The organism is Erwinia sp. SLM-02 (assembly GCF_037450285.1).
In the GTDB taxonomy this organism is placed as follows: domain Bacteria; phylum Pseudomonadota; class Gammaproteobacteria; order Enterobacterales; family Enterobacteriaceae; genus Erwinia.
Genome location: NZ_JAQISN010000001.1, coordinates 2,097,365 through 2,118,903 on the forward strand (window position 1 = coordinate 2,097,365; position 21,539 = coordinate 2,118,903).

20 protein-coding genes are annotated in these 21,539 nt (G+C 58.0%); 6 read left to right on the forward strand and 14 right to left on the reverse strand.

Features of this window, described 5'->3' with window-relative positions; genetic code table 11:
* The first annotated feature begins 90 nt into the window (after positions 1-90).
* Positions 91-831: a nitroreductase family protein gene (locus tag PGH32_RS09805; RefSeq protein WP_337893898.1), complete on the forward strand. Its 741-nt coding sequence runs from the start codon at positions 91-93 to the stop codon at positions 829-831.
* Between the two features lie 48 nt (positions 832-879).
* Here PGH32_RS09805 and phoH read toward each other — a convergent pair whose 3' ends face one another.
* The 5 genes from phoH to putP all read right to left on the reverse strand — a co-directional run bounded on the left by phoH (position 880) and on the right by putP (position 7,283).
* Entirely contained in the window at positions 880-1,668 is a 789-nt protein-coding gene (gene phoH / locus PGH32_RS09810; RefSeq protein WP_314423370.1) for a phosphate starvation-inducible protein PhoH, read from the reverse strand.
* Between the two features lie 548 nt (positions 1,669-2,216).
* Entirely contained in the window at positions 2,217-3,500 is a 1,284-nt protein-coding gene (gene efeB, locus PGH32_RS09815; protein ID WP_337893899.1) for an iron uptake transporter deferrochelatase/peroxidase subunit, read from the reverse strand.
* Positions 3,501-3,506: 6 nt separating this feature from the next.
* On the reverse strand, positions 3,507-4,634 hold the full coding sequence (gene efeO, locus PGH32_RS09820) for an iron uptake system protein EfeO (protein WP_314423377.1): 1,128 nt from the start codon (positions 4,632-4,634) through the stop codon (positions 3,507-3,509).
* Positions 4,635-4,689: 55 nt separating this feature from the next.
* Positions 4,690-5,523, reverse strand: coding sequence for an iron uptake transporter permease EfeU (gene efeU, locus PGH32_RS09825; protein ID WP_314423379.1), 834 nt, complete (start codon positions 5,521-5,523; stop codon positions 4,690-4,692).
* Positions 5,524-5,801: 278 nt separating this feature from the next.
* Positions 5,802-7,283, reverse strand: a complete 1,482-nt coding sequence (gene putP, locus PGH32_RS09830) for a sodium/proline symporter PutP (protein ID WP_337893900.1) — start codon at positions 7,281-7,283, stop codon at positions 5,802-5,804.
* Positions 7,284-7,726: 443 nt separating this feature from the next.
* On the opposite strand from putP, the gene putA reads away from it, so the two are divergent.
* Entirely contained in the window at positions 7,727-11,674 is a 3,948-nt protein-coding gene (putA, locus tag PGH32_RS09835; protein ID WP_337893901.1) for a trifunctional transcriptional regulator/proline dehydrogenase/L-glutamate gamma-semialdehyde dehydrogenase, read from the forward strand.
* Positions 11,675-11,808: 134 nt separating this feature from the next.
* Here the strand turns inward: putA and PGH32_RS09840 are convergent, their stop codons facing one another.
* Entirely contained in the window at positions 11,809-12,792 is a 984-nt protein-coding gene (locus tag PGH32_RS09840; protein WP_337893902.1) for a D-cysteine desulfhydrase, read from the reverse strand.
* A gap of 193 nt (positions 12,793-12,985) precedes the next feature.
* Here PGH32_RS09840 and amyA point away from each other — a divergent pair, with 193 nt between their 5' ends.
* On the forward strand, positions 12,986-14,467 hold the full coding sequence (gene amyA, locus PGH32_RS09845) for an alpha-amylase (protein ID WP_337893903.1): 1,482 nt from the start codon (positions 12,986-12,988) through the stop codon (positions 14,465-14,467).
* Between the two features lie 662 nt (positions 14,468-15,129).
* On the opposite strand, the gene yedD is transcribed toward amyA, so the two are convergent.
* A complete protein-coding gene (yedD, locus tag PGH32_RS09850; protein ID WP_314423392.1) occupies positions 15,130-15,612 on the reverse strand; it encodes a lipoprotein YedD in 483 nt (160 codons plus the stop codon).
* Between the two features lie 181 nt (positions 15,613-15,793).
* Between yedD and PGH32_RS09855 the strand changes: the two genes are divergently transcribed.
* The gene (locus PGH32_RS09855; protein WP_314423395.1) at positions 15,794-16,117 is read left to right on the forward strand and encodes a DUF6388 family protein; all 324 of its coding nucleotides are present in this window, start codon (positions 15,794-15,796) and stop codon (positions 16,115-16,117) included.
* Positions 16,118-16,172: 55 nt separating this feature from the next.
* Here the strand turns inward: PGH32_RS09855 and PGH32_RS09860 are convergent, their stop codons facing one another.
* The 4 genes from PGH32_RS09860 to PGH32_RS09875 all read right to left on the reverse strand — a co-directional run bounded on the left by PGH32_RS09860 (position 16,173) and on the right by PGH32_RS09875 (position 17,917).
* Complete coding sequence (locus PGH32_RS09860) at positions 16,173-16,346, reverse strand: YodC family protein (RefSeq protein ID WP_443112749.1); 174 nt, start codon at positions 16,344-16,346, stop codon at positions 16,173-16,175.
* 180 nt (positions 16,347-16,526) lie between these two features.
* Positions 16,527-16,658 (reverse strand): hypothetical protein, encoded by a 132-nt coding sequence (locus PGH32_RS09865; protein WP_263575950.1) that lies wholly within the window; start codon positions 16,656-16,658, stop codon positions 16,527-16,529.
* Between the two features lie 69 nt (positions 16,659-16,727).
* Complete coding sequence (locus PGH32_RS09870; RefSeq protein ID WP_314423406.1) at positions 16,728-17,630, reverse strand: DUF808 domain-containing protein; 903 nt, start codon at positions 17,628-17,630, stop codon at positions 16,728-16,730.
* 11 nt (positions 17,631-17,641) lie between these two features.
* Positions 17,642-17,917 (reverse strand): hypothetical protein, encoded by a 276-nt coding sequence (locus PGH32_RS09875; RefSeq protein WP_200544209.1) that lies wholly within the window; start codon positions 17,915-17,917, stop codon positions 17,642-17,644.
* A 168-nt stretch (positions 17,918-18,085) separates the two neighbouring features.
* On the opposite strand from PGH32_RS09875, the gene yedA reads away from it, so the two are divergent.
* Complete coding sequence (gene yedA, locus PGH32_RS09880) at positions 18,086-19,003, forward strand: drug/metabolite exporter YedA (protein WP_314423411.1); 918 nt, start codon at positions 18,086-18,088, stop codon at positions 19,001-19,003.
* Between the two features lie 3 nt (positions 19,004-19,006).
* Here yedA and PGH32_RS09885 read toward each other — a convergent pair whose 3' ends face one another.
* Positions 19,007-19,474, reverse strand: coding sequence for a very short patch repair endonuclease (locus tag PGH32_RS09885; RefSeq protein WP_337893904.1), 468 nt, complete (start codon positions 19,472-19,474; stop codon positions 19,007-19,009).
* 101 nt (positions 19,475-19,575) lie between these two features.
* Between PGH32_RS09885 and PGH32_RS09890 the strand changes: the two genes are divergently transcribed.
* Positions 19,576-20,244: an epoxyqueuosine reductase QueH gene (locus PGH32_RS09890; protein ID WP_314423417.1), complete on the forward strand. Its 669-nt coding sequence runs from the start codon at positions 19,576-19,578 to the stop codon at positions 20,242-20,244.
* 204 nt (positions 20,245-20,448) lie between these two features.
* Here PGH32_RS09890 and PGH32_RS09895 read toward each other — a convergent pair whose 3' ends face one another.
* The gene (locus tag PGH32_RS09895) at positions 20,449-20,697 is read right to left on the reverse strand and encodes a hypothetical protein (RefSeq protein ID WP_123329045.1); all 249 of its coding nucleotides are present in this window, start codon (positions 20,695-20,697) and stop codon (positions 20,449-20,451) included.
* A gap of 81 nt (positions 20,698-20,778) precedes the next feature.
* Complete coding sequence (locus PGH32_RS09900; RefSeq protein ID WP_337893905.1) at positions 20,779-21,471, reverse strand: phosphohydrolase; 693 nt, start codon at positions 21,469-21,471, stop codon at positions 20,779-20,781.
* Positions 21,472-21,539: the final 68 nt, after the last annotated feature.

The following is a 21,539-nucleotide window of genomic DNA, read 5'->3' on the forward strand; positions in this document are numbered from 1 at the left end:
GAAAAAAATGTGATCGCCGGCACAAACTGGCTACCCGTGCGCCCGAGCGTCGGTTATCTTCGCGTTTTTATTTACCCAGGTTGATTATTGATGAACAGCACAACGCAGATTTTAAAAAGCCACCGCAGCGATCGCAGCTACCTTGCTAAACCCATCGACGACCGCATTCTGGATGACATTATCGAATGCGCCTGGCTGGCGCCCACTTCGGTTAACTCGCAGCAGGTCTCCGTCATCGTGACCCGCGATGCCGCCACCCGTGCACGCATTGCCGAACTGGCCGGCGGACAGCCGTGGATCGCCCAGGCCCCGGTGTTTATCACCTTCGTGCTGGATATGCATAAAAGCCAGCTGGCGATTGCCGCCGAAGGCAAAGCGCAGATCGCTCATCAGAGCCTGGAAAGCATTGTCTCCGGGGCCACCGACGTCGGTATTGCGCTGGAAGCGGTGATGACCGCCGCGCGTTCACACGGCCTGGGCGTGGTGCCGATTGGCGGCATTCGCCGCGATCCCGCAGCGCTGATTGAGCTGCTGCAGCTGCCCGAGCTGACCTTCCCCGTGGCGGGCGTGGTGCTGGGCTACGTCGATCAACCCGCCGTTCAGAAGCCGCGTATGCCGATGGCGGGCTTCCGCCATGAGGAGCATTACCAGCAGGAGACGCTGCCTGAAACCATCCGCAGCTACAACCAGACCCTGGTGAAACACTGGCAGCAGACCGGCCGCACCGACGGCGATAACTGGGGGAATAACACCGCCAGCTACTACCAGCATATCTACTTCCCTGCCGTGCAGCCCGCCATCCTGCGTCAGGGCTTTGGCATCGACAAATAGGCAAAAAAAAAGCCCGGCCAGTGCCGGGCTTTGAACGTTTAATTCCTGTTAACCGTAGGCGAGCAGCGTACGCTGGCACAGCTGAGAACGTACGCAGTCATCGGCGGTAAACCGCACCACCCCAATCATTTCATCTTCCTCAAAGCGCGCCATGGCGTCGCTGAGGCCGGACTTCACGTGGGCAGGCAGGTCGCACTGGGTAATATCGCCGTTGACGATCACGGTGACGTTTTCCCCAAGGCGGGTTAAGAACATTTTCATCTGTGCGGCGGTGACGTTTTGCGCCTCATCGAGGATCACCACGGCATTTTCAAAGGTACGGCCACGCATATAGGCAAAGGGTGCGATTTCAACTTTACCGATTTCGGGACGCAGACAGTACTGCATAAAGGAAGAGCCGAGACGTTTAACCAGAACGTCATAGACCGGGCGAAAATACGGAGCGAATTTTTCTGAAATATCCCCGGGCAGGAATCCCAGATCCTCATCCGCCTGTAACACCGGTCGGGTCACGATGATCCTTTCCACATCCTTATGAATCAGAGCCTCCGCCGCTTTCGCGGCACTAATCCAGGTTTTACCACACCCGGCTTCACCGGTAGCAAAGATCAGTTGTTTGGTTTCTATGGCGTTGAGATAGTGCGCCTGAGCTTCATTTCTGGCGGCAATCGGAGAATGGTCACGGGTATCACGCGCCATGCCAATTGCATCCAGTCCACCCATTTGCACCAGCGAGGTGACCGATTCTTCTTCACGCTGACGGTGACTGCGCGAGTCGCTACGAAGCACACGTTTTGCTTCACGACGAGCTTTGATCACTGCTTTCTGTCTTCCCATAGTGGCACCTTACAGTTGGTTTCATTTCCCGCATCAGGATGGCGATGCGATTACGTGAACGCTTTAGAGGTTTTGGCTTCCTTTTAAGCCGTGTCTGGCCGTTGCAACAGATGCAAAGCCGCGCCGGGGCGCAGAGTGCACCGGAAAGCAATTAACAGGGTTGATGGAACGATAAATTGTTAAAGAAGAGAATGCTGTAGAGGAAATGAACTCCTCGCGTGTGACGGCGATGGTCGACTTTCTGTTTACGGGTCCGTTAAAGGACTTGGGCATTCGCTATCTCCATAGTGGGATACTTAATGCGAAAAGTTACTACAATTTCATTCCAGCATATCGGTGCGAAATTGCAACATATTTTTTACTGTTATTATTTGTCAAAAATTAATTTCATTAAATACATAAGGTTAAATTAATTACTTATTTAACATTACTGTCATAATTAAATTGTATGGTGCATTTTTTAATCAACAAAGCGGCGGAAAAATGCAGCAGAGAACGGCGGGCTACTTAAAACGGAATAGCGGGCGCACGGCACCCGCTATTATTTATCAGGCCTCAAGCAGGCCCTGAGCAAGATAGTGTTGCGCATCCACCACGCCCGGAAGCACAAAGAAATATCCCCCGCCGATCGGCTTGATATACTCCTCCAGCGCTTCGCCGTCCAAACGCTTTTGTACGGTCAGGAAGCCTTTTTCTAAATCGTGCTGATAGCAGACAAACAGCAGCCCCATTTCCAGCTGGCCGGATTTAGACACGCCGAGCGAATAACTGTAGCCCCGGCGCAGCATCAGATTACTTTGCGTTTCCGGCGTGCGCGGGTTGGCGAGGCGAATGTGCGCATCCAGCGGCGTAATCTTCCCATCCGGGTCGTTTACGTAGTCCGGCACGTCGTGCTCGTTTTCCATCCCCAGCGGCGCCCCGCTGTGCTTCACGCGGCCAAAAATGGTCTGCTGCTCGCCCAGCGGCGTTCGGTCCCAGAACTCCACGTGGAACTGAATGATACGCGCAGCCTGATAGCTGCCGTTCAGCGCCCAGGCGGGTTCGCCCTGCTCCTTGCTCACCCACAGGATGTTATCCATCAGCGACGTATCGGCGGTATCCGGGTTGGCCGTGCCGTCCTTGAAGCCCAGCAGGTTAATCGGCGTCTCTTTCCCTTTGCTGCGCGCGGCGTGATCGGAGATAAAACCTTCACGACGCCAGCGCACGCTGAGCAGATCCGGCGAGTGCTTGATAATATCGCGCAGCGCGTGGATTGCCGTATCGTTGGTATTGGCGCAGATCTGCAGCAGCAGATCGCCGTGGCACAGGCTGGCATCCAGCGCGTCGTTGGGAAAGCGGGTCATGCGCTGTAGCCTGAGCGGCCTGTGCGCCTGCAGCCCGAAACGCTCATCAAACAGCGAGGCGCCCACCGACACGGTGATCGTCAGGTTATCGGGATAGATGTCGTCGCCGAGAATACCGGAGTCCATCGGCGGCAGCTGCGGGTTGGTCACCAGCGGCGCTTTCCCCCCGGCGGTCAGAAACGCGATGCGGTCGGTCAGCAGCCGGAACAGCCGCTCCAGATCGTTTTTGTCCGTGGCCAGCACGTCAAAAGAGACCAGCATCATCGCCGCCTGCTGCGGCGTGACAATCCCGGACTGGCGCAGGCCGAAGAACGGCTGGCTTTCATGACGCGCGGAAGGGGAAACGGTGCCCGGCGACGAGACTTTCCCGTCACCGGCCGCATGGACCGGACAGCCGCCGGTCACGGCAAGGGCACCGCCAAGGATGCCCACGCCTTTCAACAAACGACGACGCGAGCTTGACGCCACGTCATCAACGGGTTTTGCCATATCTGATTAATCCAGCCCCAGCGTCCCACGCAGCAGGGAAAGGTCTTCGGCCAGCGCCGTAATCGGGCCTTTCAGAGCGTTGCGGTCAGCATCGGTCAATTTTTCGTAAGATTCATAGCCGTCTTTGGTACGGTACTTCGCCAGAATGGTATCCACTTTTTTGAAGTTGCCGTCCACTTTCGCCAGCAGTTCCGGATTCGCCTTCTGCAGCAGCGGACGCAGCAGGTTCACGATCTTCTGCGCGCCGTCTACGTTCGCCTGGAAGTCCCACAGGTCGGTACGGCTGTAGCGATCTTCCTCACCGGAGATCTTGCTGGAAGCGACTTCCTCAATCAGGCCTGCCGCGCCGCCAACCACTTTACCCGGAGGGAAAGCCAGCTCGCTGATACGGGTCTGCAGATCCTGCACATCTTTGTACAGCTGGTCGGCAAATTTATCCATATCTTTTGTGGTGTTATCGGCAAATAAGACCTTCTCCAGGCGGTGGAAGCCGGTGAAGTGCGGATCTTCCGCTTTCTTCTCGAAGTCATCTTCACGGGCATCGATGCTGCCGTCGAGGTCGGAGAACAGTTCGGCGATAGGTTCAATACGCTCATAGTGCTGACGGGTTGGTGCATACAGCGCTTTGGCTTTTTCCAGATCGCCCGCTTTTACCGCATCGGTAAAGGCTTTGGTGCCGGCCACCAGCTGATCCACCTCTTTCATCACGTAGACTTTATAGTCGGCAATCGGCCCGACCAGCTGCAGCACGTCCGGCTTGCCGTCGTTCACTTTGCTGCCGTTGGCCTTCACAATCAGCTTGCCTTTCGGATTGCTCAGCAGGCCGCAGGTAATATCGTATTCCCCGGCTTCCAGATTGGCCGTCAGCTTCTGGGTAAAGGATGGGGCGATATTTTCACGCTCTTCAACCACCATCACCCCTTTCAGGATCTCCCACTCCAGCGCTTTCTGGCTGTTGTTCTTGATAATGAACTGGGTTTTACCGGCATCCACCGTCAGGGTCATCGGTTCGCACTGCTTATCGTTAACGCTGACCTTAACCTGCGGAATATCAGCAGCCAGCGCCGCCCCCGAGGAGGTCAGAACGGCCAGCAGAGCGGCATTCAGTGCGTGGCGGCGAAAGTGTGTAGTCATAGTGTAATCCCTGTCAAAGAGTTGAACCGGCAGGCGGCTGCCTGCCCGGCCAGTTTCAGCGCGTGCTGCGCGCCGCAGAGGTGGTTGCGCGTGCCGGCAGCGTAAACAGCAGCAGCGCAGGAATCAGATAAATCAGCCAGACCGCCACTTCGCTGACGCTCGGGGCTTCCTGGTAGCCAAGCATGCCTTCCATCAGCGTACCGAATACGCTGTGGGTGGAGAGCACCTGGCTGAAATCGAACGCGACATCCTGAAAATGGTTCCACAGCCCCGCTTCGTGGAAGGCGCGGATCGCCCCCGCCGCCAGGCCTGCGGCAACAAAAATAATGAACAGGCTGGTCCACTTAAAGAAGCTCGCCAGGTTGAGGCGCACGCCGCCCCAGTAGATCAGCATCCCCAGCACCACCGCCGTGCCCAGGCCGAGCATCGCGCCCAGCGGCGGCCCGTAGCCCACGTCCTGCTGGAAAGCGGCCAGCAGAAAGAACACCGATTCCAGTCCTTCGCGGGCGACGGCAAGAAACACCATCATCACCAGCGCCCAGCCGCTGCTGTTGCCCTTCTTCAGCGCGTTATCGACCGCATCTTCCAGTTGGGCTTTCACGTTGCGCGACACTTTACGCATCCAGAACACCATCCAGGTGAGGATCACCACGGCAATCACCGCCACCAGCCCTTCAAACAGCTCCTGCTGCTTCTGCGGGAATTCACCGGTGGTTTCGTTGATGAACCAGCCGAGAGCCAGGCACAGCGCGGCGGCCACCACCACGCCCACCCACATGGCGCCAAACCACTGGCTGCGCTGGGTACGTTTCAGATAGCTGGCTATCAGGCTGACAATCAGCGCCGCCTCCAGCCCTTCACGCAACATAATCAGAAAGGGAACAAACATGCCAACACCCTCAAAAGTGTTAAATACGGTCAAGTGCGGTAAAGATAAGTAAAACACAAACGATATCGATTATCATTATCGGACAAGGAATTACAAGCATTTCGGATGAAATATTGCCGTTTTGCGGGGGGAAATTATTTAAGGAAATGTAACGGAGAGAAATTAGTTTATTTGCTAAAAAAAAGGCCCCTCGCATGACGAGGAGCCCTTGATATTCCATTCAGCCTGAACGGCGTGGCGTTAACCGGACGCGGAGTGAATCAGCCTCGGGTTTGCCTTCAGCTGCGGTATTCCGCTTCGGCCGCGTCAAAGCGCTTCTGCGCGGCAGACGACGGGCCTTTACCCAACAGGCTGAACACCAGAATGGCAAGGCTGGCGAACAGGAAACCAGGAATGATTTCGTACAGCTCCGTCCAGCCGTAGTCTTTCCACAGCAGTACGGTTGCGGCACCGACGATCATCCCGGCCAGCGCACCGTTGCGCGTCATGCGGCGCCAGATCAGCGAGAACAGCACCACCGGACCAAACGCGGCACCGAAGCCTGCCCAGGCGTAGCTGACCAGGCCCAGCACGCGGTTATTCGGGTTAGCGGCCAGCGCGATAGCAATCACGGCCACCAGCAGCACCATCAGGCGCCCTACCCACACCAGCTCTTTCTGGCTGGCGTTTTTACGCAGGAAGTTTTTGTACAGATCCTCGGTCAGCGCGCTGGAGCAGACCAGCAGCTGGCAGCTGAGGGTCGACATCACCGCGGCAAGAATGGCCGACAGCAGAATTCCGGCAATCCACGGGTTAAACAGAATACGCGCCAGCTCAATAAAGATACGTTCGCCGTTTTCGTTCACCCCGGCAGCCAGCTCCGGATGATTCTGGAAGAAGGCAATACCGAAGAAGCCAACCGCGACCGCGCCGGCCAGGCACAGGATCATCCAGGCCATACCGATGCGGCGGGCCGTGCGGATGGAACGGTGGGAATCCGCCGCCATAAAGCGCGCAAGAATGTGCGGCTGGCCGAAATACCCCAGTCCCCAACCCAGCAGAGAGATCACCGCTACAAAGTTAAGGTTCTTCAGCATATCGATATTTTCGATACTCTTGGCTTCAATCACCTGCAGTGAATCACCCAGCCCGCCGACCGCCATAATAACGATCACCGGCGTGAGGATCAGCGCAAAAATCATCAGGCTGGCCTGCACGGTATCGGTCCAGCTCACCGCCAGGAATCCACCGATAAAGGTGTAGGCAATGGTGGCTGCGGCACCGGCCCAAAGCGCGGTTTCGTAGCTCATGCCGAAGGTGCTTTCAAACAGGCGGGCGCCGGCAACAATGCCGGAGGCACAGTAAATGGTGAAGAAGATCAGGATAACCAGCGCGGAGATCACCCGCAGCAGCTTACTGGTGTCTTCAAAACGGCTGGAGAAATAGTCCGGCAGGGTTAAGGCATTATCATGATGTTCGGTCTGCACGCGCAGGCGTCCGGCAACAATCTTCCAGTTCAGCCAGGCACCGAGCGTCAGCCCGATGGCGATCCAGCTTTCAGAGATACCGGAGATGAAAATCGCGCCGGGCAGGCCCATCAGCAGCCAGCCACTCATATCAGACGCACCGGCAGAGAGCGCGGTAACCACGCTGCCGAGGCTGCGTCCGCCCAGAATATAGTCGTCAAAGTTTTTTGTTGAACGGTAGGCAAAAAATCCGATCAGCACCATGCCGAAAATATAAACACAAAATGTCACCATCATCGGTGTACTTACTGTCATTCAGGTTCTCCACTTATTATTCGAATCCGCAGCCTGTATTGCTGCATCGCGCCTGCTGCCGGAACGGAGCAGCAACGACGGCGCAAGGGGATGGCTTCCTGCCGGGGGCGGTATCCTGCCGCAAACGGCTTTATCACACAATCGATTTAACACACATCTCACAGTCATTTCACCCGGTAGTAACCAGCAAATGTCAGCAGGTTGCACTGCGTCACATTTAGCCGGGTTGCACCTCACCAACAACCCCACCATTCCCAGGGATTGTGGGAGAAATGCATACCTGGCCGGGATCTTGCAGCAATAACCGTGCCGCTTTTTTGGCATTAACATCCGCATGATTTTCAAGAGTGAGGAAAGGGTCACATTTAACGAGGTTGCACAAAGTTGCAACATCAGTGATATTGCTCGCTATCGTTCGTTTATTGATTCAGGAGCTGTAAGGCATGGGCACGACTACCATGGGTGTAAAACTGGATGACGCCACTCGCGACCGCATCAGGCAGGCCGCGCAGCGTATTGACCGCACGCCGCACTGGCTGATCAAGCAGGCCATCTTTAATTATCTGGAGCAGGTTGAGCAGGGCCAGAACCTGCCGGAACTGGCCGCCGCGCAGGCATCGACGGAAGAGGAGATTCGCCCGCCGGAGGAGACTCATCAGCCCTTCCTGGACTTTGCCGAGAGCGTGCTACCGCAGTCGGTTGCCCGTGCCGCTATCACCTCCGCCTGGCGCCGCCCGGAAACCGAAGCGGTACCGATGCTGCTGGAGCAGGCACGCCTGCCGGCCGCGCAGGCAACGGCCACCCACAAGCTCGCCTATCAGCTGGCCGATAAACTCAGGCACCAAAAAAGTGCAGGCGGACGCGCCGGAATGGTGCAAAACCTGCTGCAGGAGTTCTCCCTCTCCTCGCAGGAGGGCGTGGCGCTGATGTGCCTGGCCGAAGCCCTGCTGCGCATTCCCGATAAGCCAACGCGCGATGCGCTGATCCGCGATAAGATCAGCAACGGTAACTGGCACTCGCACCTTGGCCGCAGCCCGTCGATGTTCGTCAATGCCGCCACCTGGGGTCTGCTGTTTACCGGCCGCCTGGTCTCCACCCACAATGAAGCCAACCTCTCCCGCTCGCTGAACCGCATTATCGGCAAAAGCGGCGAACCGCTGATCCGTAAAGGCGTGGACATGGCGATGCGCCTGATGGGCGAACAGTTTGTCACCGGCGAAACCATCGCCGAGGCGCTGGCCAACGCGCGCAAGCTGGAAGAGAAAGGCTTCCGCTACTCCTACGATATGCTGGGTGAGGCCGCCCTGACCGCCCGCGATGCCAAAGCCTATCTGCTCTCCTACCAGCAGGCTATCCACGCCATCGGTAAAGCCTCAAACGGCCGCGGCATTTATGAAGGCCCGGGGATCTCAATCAAGCTTTCCGCCCTGCACCCGCGCTACAGCCGCGCGCAGTACGAGCGGGTTATGGATGAACTGTATCCGGTTCTCAAATCCCTGACTCTGCTGGCCCGCTCTTACGATATCGGCATCAATATCGATGCGGAAGAAGCCGACCGTCTGGAGCTGTCGCTCGATCTGCTGGAAAAGCTGTGCTTCGAACCGGAGCTGGAAGGCTGGAACGGCATCGGCTTCGTGATCCAGGCCTATCAGAAGCGTTGCCCGATGGTGATCGATGCGCTGACCGATCTCGCCCAGCGCAGCCGTCGCCGCCTGATGATCCGCCTGGTGAAGGGCGCCTACTGGGACAGCGAAATCAAACGCGCCCAGGTCGACGGGCTGGAAGGCTATCCGGTGTACACCCGCAAGGTGTATACCGACATCGCCTATATCGCCTGCGCCCGCAAGCTGCTGGCGGTGCCTAATCTGATTTATCCGCAGTTCGCCACCCATAACGCGCATACCCTGGCGGCGATTTATCAGCTGGCGGGCAACAACTACTATCCGGGCCAGTATGAGTTCCAGTGCCTGCACGGCATGGGTGAACCGCTCTACGATCAGGTGGTGGGTAAAGTGGCCGACGGCAAGCTGAACCGCCCCTGCCGTATCTATGCGCCGGTCGGCACCCACGAAACTCTGCTGGCCTATCTGGTGCGTCGCCTGCTGGAAAACGGTGCGAATACCTCGTTTGTTAACCGCATCGCCGATACCAGCCTGCCGCTGGATGAACTGGTCGCCGATCCGGTTGAGGCGGTGGAAAAACTGGCCCAGGCCGAAGGTGCCGTCGGCCTGCCGCATCCGAAAATCCCGCTGCCGCGCGAGCTGTACGGCACGCAGCGGCAGAACTCCGCCGGGCTGGACCTGGCCAACGAACACCGTCTGGCCTCGCTGTCCAGCGCCCTGCTGAACAGCGCCAGCGAGAGCTGGCAGGCCGCCCCGCTGATCGACGCGCCGCTGGAAACCGGCGACGGTCTGCCGGTGATTAACCCCGCCGAACCGCTGGATATTGTCGGCTACGTGCGTCACGCCACGCCGGGCGAAGTTTCCGCCGCGCTGGATGCGGCGGTTAACGTTGGCCCGATCTGGTTCGCCACCCCGCCGCAGGAGCGTGCCGCCATCCTCGAACGCGCGGCGATCCTGATGGAAGGCCAGATGCAGACGCTGATCGGCATTCTGGTGCGTGAGGCCGGGAAAACCTTCAGCAATGCCATTGCCGAAGTGCGCGAGGCGGTCGATTTCCTGCACTACTATGCGGGCCAGGTGCGCGACGACTTTGACAATGAAACCCACCGTCCGCTGGGTCCGGTAGTCTGCATCAGCCCGTGGAACTTCCCGCTGGCGATCTTCAGCGGGCAGATTGCCGCCGCGCTGGCCGCAGGGAACAGCGTGCTGGCCAAACCGGCCGAGCAAACGCCGCTGATCGCCGCCCGGGCGGTCGCGATCCTGCACGAAGCGGGCGTGCCGCAGGGTGCGCTGCAGCTGCTGCCGGGCACCGGTGAAACCGTCGGCGCGCAGCTGACTCAGGATGCGCGGGTACGCGGGGTGATGTTTACCGGTTCAACCGCCGTTGCCACCCTGTTGCAGCGCGGGCTGGCGGGGCGCCTCGATCCGCAGGGCCGCCCGACGCCGCTTATTGCCGAAACCGGCGGGATGAACGCGATGATCGTCGATTCGTCGGCGCTGACCGAGCAGGTGGTCACCGATATCGTGGCTTCCGCCTTTGACAGCGCCGGCCAGCGCTGTTCGGCGCTGCGTCTGCTCTGCGTGCAGGAAGACGTGGCCGACCACACCCTGACCATGCTGCGCGGCGCGATGGCGGAATGCCGCATGGGCAACCCGGAGCGTTTCTCTACCGATATTGGACCGGTCATCGATGCGGAAGCCAAAGCCAATATCGACCAGCATATCCAGTCAATGCGCAGCAAAGGTTTCACCGTGTTCCAGGCCGCGCAGCCGCAGCCGCAGGACAGCCGTGAATGGCAGACCGGCACCTTCGTTCAGCCGACGCTGATTGAGCTGGGCAACGTGGCCGATCTGACGCGCGAAATCTTCGGCCCGGTGCTGCACGTGGTGCGCTTTGCCCGCAACACCCTGCCGCAGGTCATTGACCAGATTAACGCCTCCGGTTACGGCCTGACGCTGGGCGTACATACCCGTATTGATGAAACCATTAGCCAGGTCACGCAGAAGGCCCACGTCGGTAACCTGTACGTTAACCGCAATATGGTCGGTGCGGTGGTCGGCGTGCAGCCGTTCGGCGGAGAAGGTTTATCGGGCACCGGGCCAAAAGCCGGTGGGCCGCTGTACCTTTATCGCCTGCTCTCCCACCGCCCCGATAACGCCCTGCAGACCACGCTCGATCGCCAGGATAGCCTCAGCCCGCCGGACACCCAGCTGCGTCTGGTGCTGCTGACCGCGCATCAGGCACTGAGCGAGTGGGCTGCGGATCGTCAGGATCTGGCGGCGCTGTGCGCACGCTACGCCGAGCTGGGTCAGGGTGGCACCGTGCGCCTGCTGCCGGGGCCAACCGGCGAGCGCAACACCTTTATCCTGCTGCCGCGCGAGCGGGTGCTGTGCCTTGCCGATAACGAACAGGATACGCTGGTCCAGCTGGCGGCGGTGACCGCCGTTGGCAGTCAGGCGCTGTGGCAGGATGATGAACTGCACCGCGCGCTCTGGCAGCAGCTTCCTGCGGCGGTGCAGCAGCGCATTACCCTGGCGGCGCAGCCGCTGGAACAGGGTGAATACGATGCGGCGATCTATCACGGGGATGCCGATCAGCTGCGCACGCTGTGCGAAGCGATAGCGGCACGGGACGGCGCGATTGTCTCGGTGCAGGGCTTTGCCCGCGGCGAAACAAACCTGCTGCTGGAACGGCTGCTGCACGAGCGCTCGCTGAGCGTGAACACCGCGGCGGCGGGCGGTAACGCCAGCCTGATGACCATCGGTTAAAAACGTCGGTTAATAAAAAAACCGGCGCGGCCTTCACGGTCCGCGCCGGTTTTTTAATGATGAATATTACAGCCTGCTGAAAGCAATATCACACCACGCTTAACCCGCAGTGGCACCGATCGCACTCAGCCCACTTACTGCGGGTGATAGGCAAACAGCGCCGGTGCCCCGCCGGTATGCACAAAGACAACTGGCCCTTCGCGGCGGAAACGATTCTGGGCGATGCCGTCAATCAGCCCCGCCATCGCCTTACCGGTGTACACCGGGTCGAGGAAGATCCCCTCCAGCCGCGCCAGCAGTTTAACCGCTTCCATCCCTTCTTCATTTGGCACACCGTACTTCGGCGCAAAATAGTCATCCCACAGGGTAATTGCCGCGCTGCTGTTCAACTCCAGCGACTGTGCAACCTGCTGACGGAGTGACTCAACTTTAGGGAGCTGATCGGCAACCCTGCGGGAAACCGTGACGCCAACCAGTTCGGTATCCGGCAGCAGCTGTTCCAGCCCGACCGCCAGCCCGGCATGGGTGCCGGCACTGCCGGACGCCACCACCACCGCCGCGAAATCCACCACGCCTTCGCTCTGGTGGGCGATTTCCTGCGCGCACTCCACGTAGCCCAGCGCACCCAGCGCACTCGAACCACCCACCGGGATGCTGTAGGGGCGGAACCCCTGCGCTTCCAGCAGCGTGACCTGCTCTTCCAGCTGGCCGTCGGGGTCGTGCAGCGCATCCACCGCCACCACTTCCGTATTCATCAGCTCCAGCAGCAGGCGGTTGCCGTTACTGAGGTAGTTTTCTTCACGGGTGGCAATGGGGTTTTCCAGCAGTGCCACGCACTTCAGGCCGAGCTTTGCCGCCACCGCCGCCGTCTGACGGACGTGGTTAGACTGAATGGCACCTGCGGTCACCAGCACATCCGCGCCGTTACGCAGCGCGTCGGCAGCAAGAAACTCCAGCTTTCTGAGCTTGTTACCGCCGAGGGCTACCGGCGTGACATCGTCACGTTTAATAAAAATATCGCGGCCCAGATAGTCAGAAAGACGGGGGAGATACTCCAGGGGCGTGGGTGAACCCAGCAGCTCAACTCGGGGGAAATTAACCAGATTATGTAAGGACAACGCGGCCTCCGCGGGATTTGCGTTCAGAATTTTCTTAAGTGTTGCAGAAGATAGCGATCCGATCATCTTTCATTTGGTGATATGTAAGACCGGTCGCCCATAACGGAGAAAAATATTTACGACTCAGATCACGCTTTTCTCTGCGGCTGCTCCATAATTCAGATCCCGAACTGATGAAAAATGGAACAAGGATATGCGCAATCCCACGCTGTTGCAGTTTTTTCACTGGTACTATCCCGATGGCGGCAGGCTGTGGCCCGAAGTGGCCGAGAAGGCCGCCAGTCTGGCAGAAATGGGCATTACCGACGTCTGGCTGCCCCCGGCGTACAAAGGCGAATCCGGCGGCTATTCCGTCGGCTACGATTCTTACGACCTGTTCGATTTAGGAGAGTTTGAGCAGAAAGGGTCAAGAGCCACCAAATACGGTGATAAAGAGCAGCTGCTGGCCGCTGCCGAGGCACTGAAATCCCACGGCATCGGGGTGATTCTGGATGTGGTGCTCAACCACAAGATGGGCGCGGACGAGAAGGAGCGGGTGCAGATTAACCGCGTGAATCCGGATAACCGCGAAGAAATTGACGAGGAGGTGATTGAGGCCGAAGCCTGGACCCGCTTCACCTTCCCGGTACGAGAAGGGAAATACTCGAAATTCATCTGGGATTACAAATGCTTTAGCGGTGTCGATCATATTGAAAACCCGAATGAAAATGGCGTGTTTAAGATCGTCAACGACTACACCGGCGAGGGCTGGAACGACCAGGTTGACGACGAGCTGGGCAACTTTGACTATCTGATGGGCGCCAATATCGACTTCCGCAACCATGCGGTGACCGAGGAACTGAAATACTGGGCGCGCTGGGTGATGGAGCAGATACCGGCGACGACCGGCTTCCGGCTGGACGCGGTGAAGCACATTCCGGCCTGGTTCTATAAAGAGTGGATCGAGCACGTGCAGGAGGTGAATGAGGAGCCGCTGTTTATCGTTGCCGAATACTGGTCGCACGAGCTGGACAAGCTGCAGCAGTACATTGACCAGGTGGACGGTAAAACCCTGCTGTTCGATGCGCCGCTGCAGATGAACTTCCACACCGCCTCAAAACAGGGGGCCGACTACGATCTGAGTCAGATTTTCAATGACACGCTGGTTGCCGCCGACCCCTGGCATGCGGTAACGATTGTTGCCAACCACGATACGCAACCGTTACAGGCGCTGGAAGCACCGGTCGAGCCGTGGTTTAAACCCCTCGCCTACGCGTTGATTATGCTGCGGGAAAACGGCGTCCCTGCCCTGTTTTATCCTGATCTCTACGGCGCCAGCTATCGGGATGAGGGCGATGACGGCGAGCAGTATGAAATCGATATGCCGGTGACCGGCGAGCTGGAAGCGCTGATCCGCGCCCGCCAGCTGTATGCCCACGGGGTACAGACCGAGTGGTTCGATCATCCGAACTGCATCGCGTTCGCGCGCAGCGGGACGGAAGAGCTGCCGGGCTGCGTGGTGGTGATGTCGAACGGGGATGAGGGGGAGAAGGCGCTGGATCTGGGTGAGAATTTTGCCGGGAAGCGCTGGTACGATTATCTCGGTCATCGAGAGGAGCAGGTGGAGAGTGACGACGGTGGGGTGGCGACGTTCCGCTGTAATCCGGGCAGCGTGAGCGTGTGGGTATTGGGATAGCTCACCAGTGACCATACACTCTTATCGCTGTTGATTTGGCGTTGGGGGTTCAGCCTCTGCTGCTGTTTCAGGGCGGTCCTCGCGCCGGGCTTTGCCCGGTGCCTTCGGTTACGCCATTGTGCCGGTCGGACCGGCCAGGATTGAACATCCCTGTTCAAACCCGGCCTGACGCCAACATCCCTGTTGTCGTCTCCTGGCGCAATGGCTCCACCTCAGCGCTGCGGATGCCCTTACGCAGCAGCAGAGGCTGTCCCCTTCAATTGTTTCATCGCTTTTAGTTTGAAAATAAATCGGTGCCGCGAAGTTCTGGGCAGGCGGGCAGCCCTCGCTTTTTTGATTTTCAGGCAACGCAGAAGTTAGAAAGCAGGCTGACCGTGCCCCCGGGAGGGCAATCCACAGCGCTGAACGCAGAGAGGAAGCCAGGATTCACCCGCATGGACGCGGGTGAAAGTCACAGCCGGGCAGGACGCCCGTCTGTGAGGGTCCGACCGGCTGACGAACGGAGTGAAGGAACCGCAACGCGGCGCGAGGACCCGCCCGAGCGGGGGCACGGCCAGCCAGCGCCAGCCCCCGATGCTGCCAGCAACACAGCACTGGCATCGGCACTGGCACCGGCACCGGCACCGGCTCAATATTCCAGCGAGCACCAGGCTCAACCCGGATCAGTTCGCCCGATTAAATACACCACTGTAGTGCTTACCGCTCTTCGCGGCAGTTGGTTCACCTGCGGCCTGTGCAGCAGACGGATCGGCAATATCCGCCAGCGCCTTCTGGCACTCCGCCGTCGGCTGATTCACCTTGCTCAGCGTCAGCTTATCGTAGTGCAGCACGCTGCCTTCCAGCTCCAGCGGCATCACCCGCGACTGCGTGTTCACATTCACCCAGTCGCCGTCCAGCAGAGTGGTCTTGCCCGGTTTGGCAATCACCCGCTGCCACTGACGGCAGTCAAGCGTATCGCCCGCGGCGGTAATAATCAGACTGGCGCGCGCTTCCGGGCTGACCAGCCCTTTTTGCGGCCCCATGGTCTGCCAGTTGCCCACCAGCGAATCCGGCGGCGGCGTTTTCACCGCGCTGCTGTACCCTTCCAGCTGTGCACAACCGCTCAGCGCGCTGACGGCCAGGCCTGCAATAATCCAGTTTTTCATGTTTTTCCCTGCTTTATGAATCACGCGCTACGTTATAATTATTTCCCGCTGCGCCGCAAGCCCGATCGGCTGTTCACAACGGATTTCTGCCCTTTTCGCCCGAACTGCGCCTGCGCGCAACCTTCCCTTTCCCCACTTTCGCCGTGTACACTGGCGTCCGAATTTACCAGGCAGGATCGCTATGAAAACCGTTGAAGAATATTACGCCATTGCCAAAGATCTGTTTCTTGAGGCACATCCGGAGCTGAAGTCAGGCATTGAGAATCTCACCGCTGAACAGGCGGCCAGCGTCGGCATGAGCGTGGAGCAGCTTCAGGCGCTGCAAAAAGACCGTGCCTATGCCGCCTACGTGCGCGAAAAGAAACTGGACGGCGTTTTGTTTGCGATCCAGCTGGCAGAGCCGGATAAAGCGGTGATGGTGGAAGCGATTGAAGCCTATCTGCGCACGCACGCGGAGGCGTTGGGTTTAAGCTGGGAAGAGTTTTGTATTCAGAACGAACTGTAATGGCAGGATCCTCCCGAACAGGCGCGTCAACTCGCCCGTTCGGGGACCATAGCGTTTAACCGGCCAGGCGGGCACCTGACGTCGACGCCAGCTCATCCTCGCGGAATGCTTCTCGCCTTACGCTAAAGCCATCGTACCAACGGCATTCAACCATACCGCTGGCAACACCCGTCACGATCATCACGGGTCCACCCTCCTTGTGCTGCACTTCATTACTGATTATAAACATCACAAAGCACCTCCCTTCCGGTTTAAAAGACAGAATAGTTATAGCATCTTGTTGATTTCGATGCTGTTAACTGGAGGTAAACAAATTGTTAAATGCAAATAAGCAGTTAAAAACTCGATAAATAAAAAAAACGCATAAGTTTTGCAGATTTCGTTTATGTGAACTGGTTCTCACTTATACTCAGATTTTGCAACCTTCACAGTCGGCTTCATCGCCCAGATCGGCAGGAACTTCTGCTGCTTTTTTCTCTGCGTTGGCTTCCGCCTGTTCCAGCTGCGCATCAATATCAAATTCAAAAATATCGTCTTTCATCACATTGCTCCCACATTGGTAAAAAAAACGGACCCGCCGGGCGGATCCGCAAGCCGCACGTTATACCGATTAGCCGCGCACTCTGGCAACCAAATTTACCAGCGACAGCACAATCGACCCCACGATAAACCCAATCACCAGGTTGGCGCCGTTGGACGCCAGCGCGGCAACCACCGCGCCAAAGTCCGCGCTGAATCCTTCAATGGCATGATGCAGGAACGGCACGCCGTGAACGATGATGCCGCCGCCGACCAGGAACATCGCCACCGTTCCCACCACGGTCAGAATTTTCATCAGCCACGGTGCCGTTGCCAGCAGTACGCCCCCCACGGATTTTGCCAGCGCCGAACTCTTCTTCTGCAGCCAGTAGCCCAGATCGTCAATCTTGACGATGGCCGCCACAATGCCGTAAACGCCGACGGTCACCAGAATCGCAATTCCGGACAGGATCAACACCTGATTCAGCAACGGCGCTTCCGAAACGATCCCCAGGGTGATCGCCACGATTTCGGCGGAGAGAATAAAGTCGGTTCGGATAGCCCCCTGCACCTTTTTCTTCTCGAAGGCCGCCGGATCCTGCTGTGCCACCTTCAGCAAGCGCTGTTCACGCGCTTCCGGGGTTTCATCACTTTTGCTTTTGTGCAGGCTGTGCAGCACCTTTTCCACCCCTTCGTAACAGAGGTAGGCACCGCCAACCATCAGCAGCGGCGTAATCGCCCAGGGCGCAAAGGCGCTGATCACCAGCGCCAGCGGCACCAGGATCAGTTTATTGAGGAACGAGCCTTTCGCCACGCCCCACACCACCGGCAGCTCGCGGTTGGCTTTCACGCCGCTGACCTGCTGCGCATTGAGCGAGAGATCGTCCCCCAGCACGCCGGCGGTTTTCTTTGCCGCCACCTTCCCCATTACCGAAATGTCATCAAGCAGCGTGGCAATATCATCCAGCAAGCTCAGTAAGCTACTTCCCGCCAAAGTTTCGTTCCTTATTCATGTTCATCGTGTTGACAACAGGGGCACCGTTCAATCTCCAGCACCGCCATATCGGCAATGCCTTCACAGTCCCACTCAACGCGCACCGGCTGGCCCTGCAGCTCAGTATGGTGCAGATACTTGCTTACCGGGCTTTCAGTCATGCCGGTAATTTCTTCCGTGGCGATCAGCCGATCGCCGACGAAAATTCGCGCCGTCGCCCGGGTGTTCACCATGCGTTCGCCGCTGAGTTGATATAATCGCTTTACCGTCAGTTTGACACTGGCCATGTTCGCCCTGCGTTTCGCCGTAGAAAGTGGGGATGATCTAAACAATTATGCGTAACAAGTGCAAATTTTGTAAAAAAATTCCCTGCTGGTGAGAAAAACATTTCCCTATTCGCCGTTAAAAAACGAGAATTTAGCGCTGCAATTACTCAACCGGACTGAGCTATTAACATGAAGTTGCGTCGTATTCCTGCCTGGCTGCCGCTGCTGGCCGCACTGTTCTCTCTCTATTTTATCTGGGGTTCCACCTATCTGGTTATCCGCATCGGCGTGGAAAGCTGGCCGCCGATGATGATGGCCGGGCTGCGCTTCCTGCTGGCGGGCGTTGTGCTGCTGGCGTTCCTGCTGCTGCGCGGTGAAAAACTGCCGTCGCTGAAAGCCACGAAGAATGCGGCGATTATCGGCATTTTGCTGCTGGCGATGGGGAACGGCGCGGTGACCGTTGCTGAGCATCAGCACGTACCTTCAGGCCTGGCTGCGGTGATGGTGGCGACCGTGCCGCTGTTTGCCATGTGTTTCAGCCGGATGTTCGGCATTCAGACCCGCTGGATTGAGTGGCTGGGGATTGGCGTCGGGCTGGTGGGGATCCTGCTGCTGAACAGCGGCGGGCATATGGCCGGCAATCCGTGGGGCGCGCTGATGATTCTGGCCGGCTCCATGACCTGGGCGTTCGGCTCCGTCTGGGGTTCACGCATTGAACTGCCGCAGGGGATGATGGCGGGCGCGATTGAGATGCTGTCGGCGGGTATCGTTTTACTGCTCGCCAGCACGCTGAGCGGTGAGCATCTGACCGGCACCCCCACGCTTCCCGGATTTCTGGCGCTGGGCTATCTGAGCCTGTTCGGTTCGATTATCGCCATCAACGCCTATATGTTCCTGATCCGCAACGTTACGCCGGCGGTCGCCACCAGCTATGCCTACGTCAACCCCGTCGTGGCGGTGCTGTTAGGAATTGGCTTCGCCGGAGAATCGCTGTCGTCGCGCGAATGGCTGGCGCTGGCGATCATCGTCTTTGCCGTCGTGCTGGTGACCCTGGGGAAATACCTGTTCCCGGCAAAACCGATTATTAAGCCCGTCAGCCGGGACTAAGCGCTACAGCTGGTGGATCCCCTGCTCGTCGATCTCGCCGTTGCTCTCAGCGGCGCAGATCCACTCTTCCAGGCGGGCGCTTAGCGCCTGTTCTTCCAGCCGGGTTTTCCCACGCAGCGAACACTCCCACACCAGCAGCACCTTCCAGCCACCGTCGGTGAGTTCGGCAATATAGCGTTTATCCCGCACCACGTTACTGTCGATTTTCCCCATCCAGAACGCCGTGCGCGTGGCGGGCACCTTAAACAGGTGGCAGTGGTGATGATGCCAGAAGCAGCCGTGAACAAAGATGATTGCCCGATAGTCAGGCAGAACGAAATCGGGCCTGCCGGGCAGGGACTTATCCTGTACCCGAAACGGGATATCCAGTTCACCCAGCAGTTCCGCCACGCGCTGTTCAATGGCGGTATCGCGAGTGCGGATTGCCCGCATATTTTTACTGCGCACGTCGGGTTTATGTACGTCAGCCATCCTGAGCTTCCTTTGGCAAGAACGTCTGAGTATAGCGCTTTATTGTCGCGCAGGATGCCCCTACACTTACCCCCCACTCCAATTAATGTGGATCTGATTTTATGAGCACTGTTGAACGCGAAACGCTGACGCTGCCGAAAGGCGCCAAAAAACTGCTGCTGCACTCCTGCTGCGCGCCCTGCTCCGGGGAAGTCATGGAGGCCCTACAGGCCTCAGGGATTGATTACACTATCTTCTTCTACAATCCCAATATTCACCCGCAGAAAGAGTATCTGCTGCGCAAAGAGGAGAATATCCGCTTTGCCGAACAGCACGGCATTCCCTTTGTCGATGCGGATTACGATACCGACAACTGGTTTGCGCGGGCTAAGGGGATGGAGTGGGAACCGGAGCGCGGCGTGCGCTGCACCATGTGTTTTGATATGCGTTTCGAGCGGACCGCGCTTTATGCCACTGAAAACGGCTTCCCGGTCATTGCCAGCTCGCTGGGCATCTCCCGCTGGAAGAACATGCAGCAGATCAACGACTGCGGGGATCGCGCCGCCGCCCACTATCAGGGCATTACCTGGTGGGACTACAACTGGCGCAAGAAAGGCGGATCGGCGCGGATGATTGAAATCAGCAAACGCGAGCGGTTTTATCAGCAGGAGTACTGCGGCTGCGTCTACTCGCTGCGCGACAGCAATCTGCATCGTAAAAGTCAGGGCCGCCCGTTAATCAAGCTGGGCGTGCTCTATTACGGGGATGAGGACGTCGAAAAGAAAGCGTGATCAAAACACGTCCACGGCGCAGTTGTAAGACTGGCGTGGGTGAGCCGTCGGGCCATTCCTGGCCAACGTTGCGTTAACGTTCAGGCGCTGAAAAAAGGCCGGCGATACGCTAAATGGACAGGCAATTAAAAGGCAGGTTTAACAAAGTAACGTCCCTCACGTAAGGGACGTTACTGACATTGGGCTTGGAAAACGCTCCAGCGATTACTTCTTCTTTTTACCTTTTTTCAGCAGCGCACGGATCTGCTTGAGTTCGGCCGCGCTCAGCTGTTCAGTCAGCTCTTCAGGGGTATCCTGGTTGTCAACCTCCGGCTCCTGCGCCCCTTCCAGGGTGATAAGCAGACGGCGGGTAACTTCCTGACTGACCGAAGTTTGATTTTCGAGCGCGATAGCTTTCAGCGTTTCTTTTAATACAGGATCGATCTTTAACGTCAGGCTTACTGTCTCGGTCATTGTTGAATCTCCTGATAAATTTACACATCAAGTTAGCCTGTCAGGCTAAATTTAACCATACTGTCATAAAAATTTAATATATCAGTGGCTCATGCCAAACTCGGCCAGCACCTGGCGGTCCGTGCCGCAGAAATCGCCCTGCAGCTCCGCGCAGAGTTTTGCCATATAAGCCACCAGAAAATCAGCATTAATCTCCGCCAGGCGTTTGCCTTCAAAGGTCTGCATGGTTTGCGGCAGCTTGAGCAATTTTTTCTGAAAATGGTCCAGCGCCCACTCCGCATCATCCAGCGGTCTTTCGCGGGCCAGCGGATCGTGGCTGTCAAACAGCGAGCGCCCCAAGGCGCCGGAGACGTAAAACACCCGCGCCAGACCTATCGCACCCAGCGATTCCAGGCGATCCGCGTCCTGCACGATTTTTGCTTCCAGCGTTTCCGGAGTGACGGCGGCGCTGAAGCTGTGGGCGTGTACCGCGTGCATCACGGCGGCAATTTTCTCCGTCGGGAAATCCGGGAACTCCGTCAGCAGCAGCCGCTTCGCTTCCTCCGCCGCCATGGCGGAAGCCAGGTGCCGCTCAGGATGATTTTTCGGTAGGTTAACGATGTCGTGAAAATAGCAGCTGGTGAGCACCACCAGCGGGTCGGCCTCGCTTCCCTGCATAATGCGCTGAGCGGTTTGCCAGACGCGCGCCAGATGCGCCACATCATGCGCCTTATCTTCTTTCTGCCAGCTCTGGTGCAGCCAGTGTTCAAAACGTGATTGCCAGGTATTCAGCATTAAAGACTCCCCTTCATTCTTGGACTTGTTGCGATCTGAATGGCGATGAGCCACGACAGCCTGCTGTG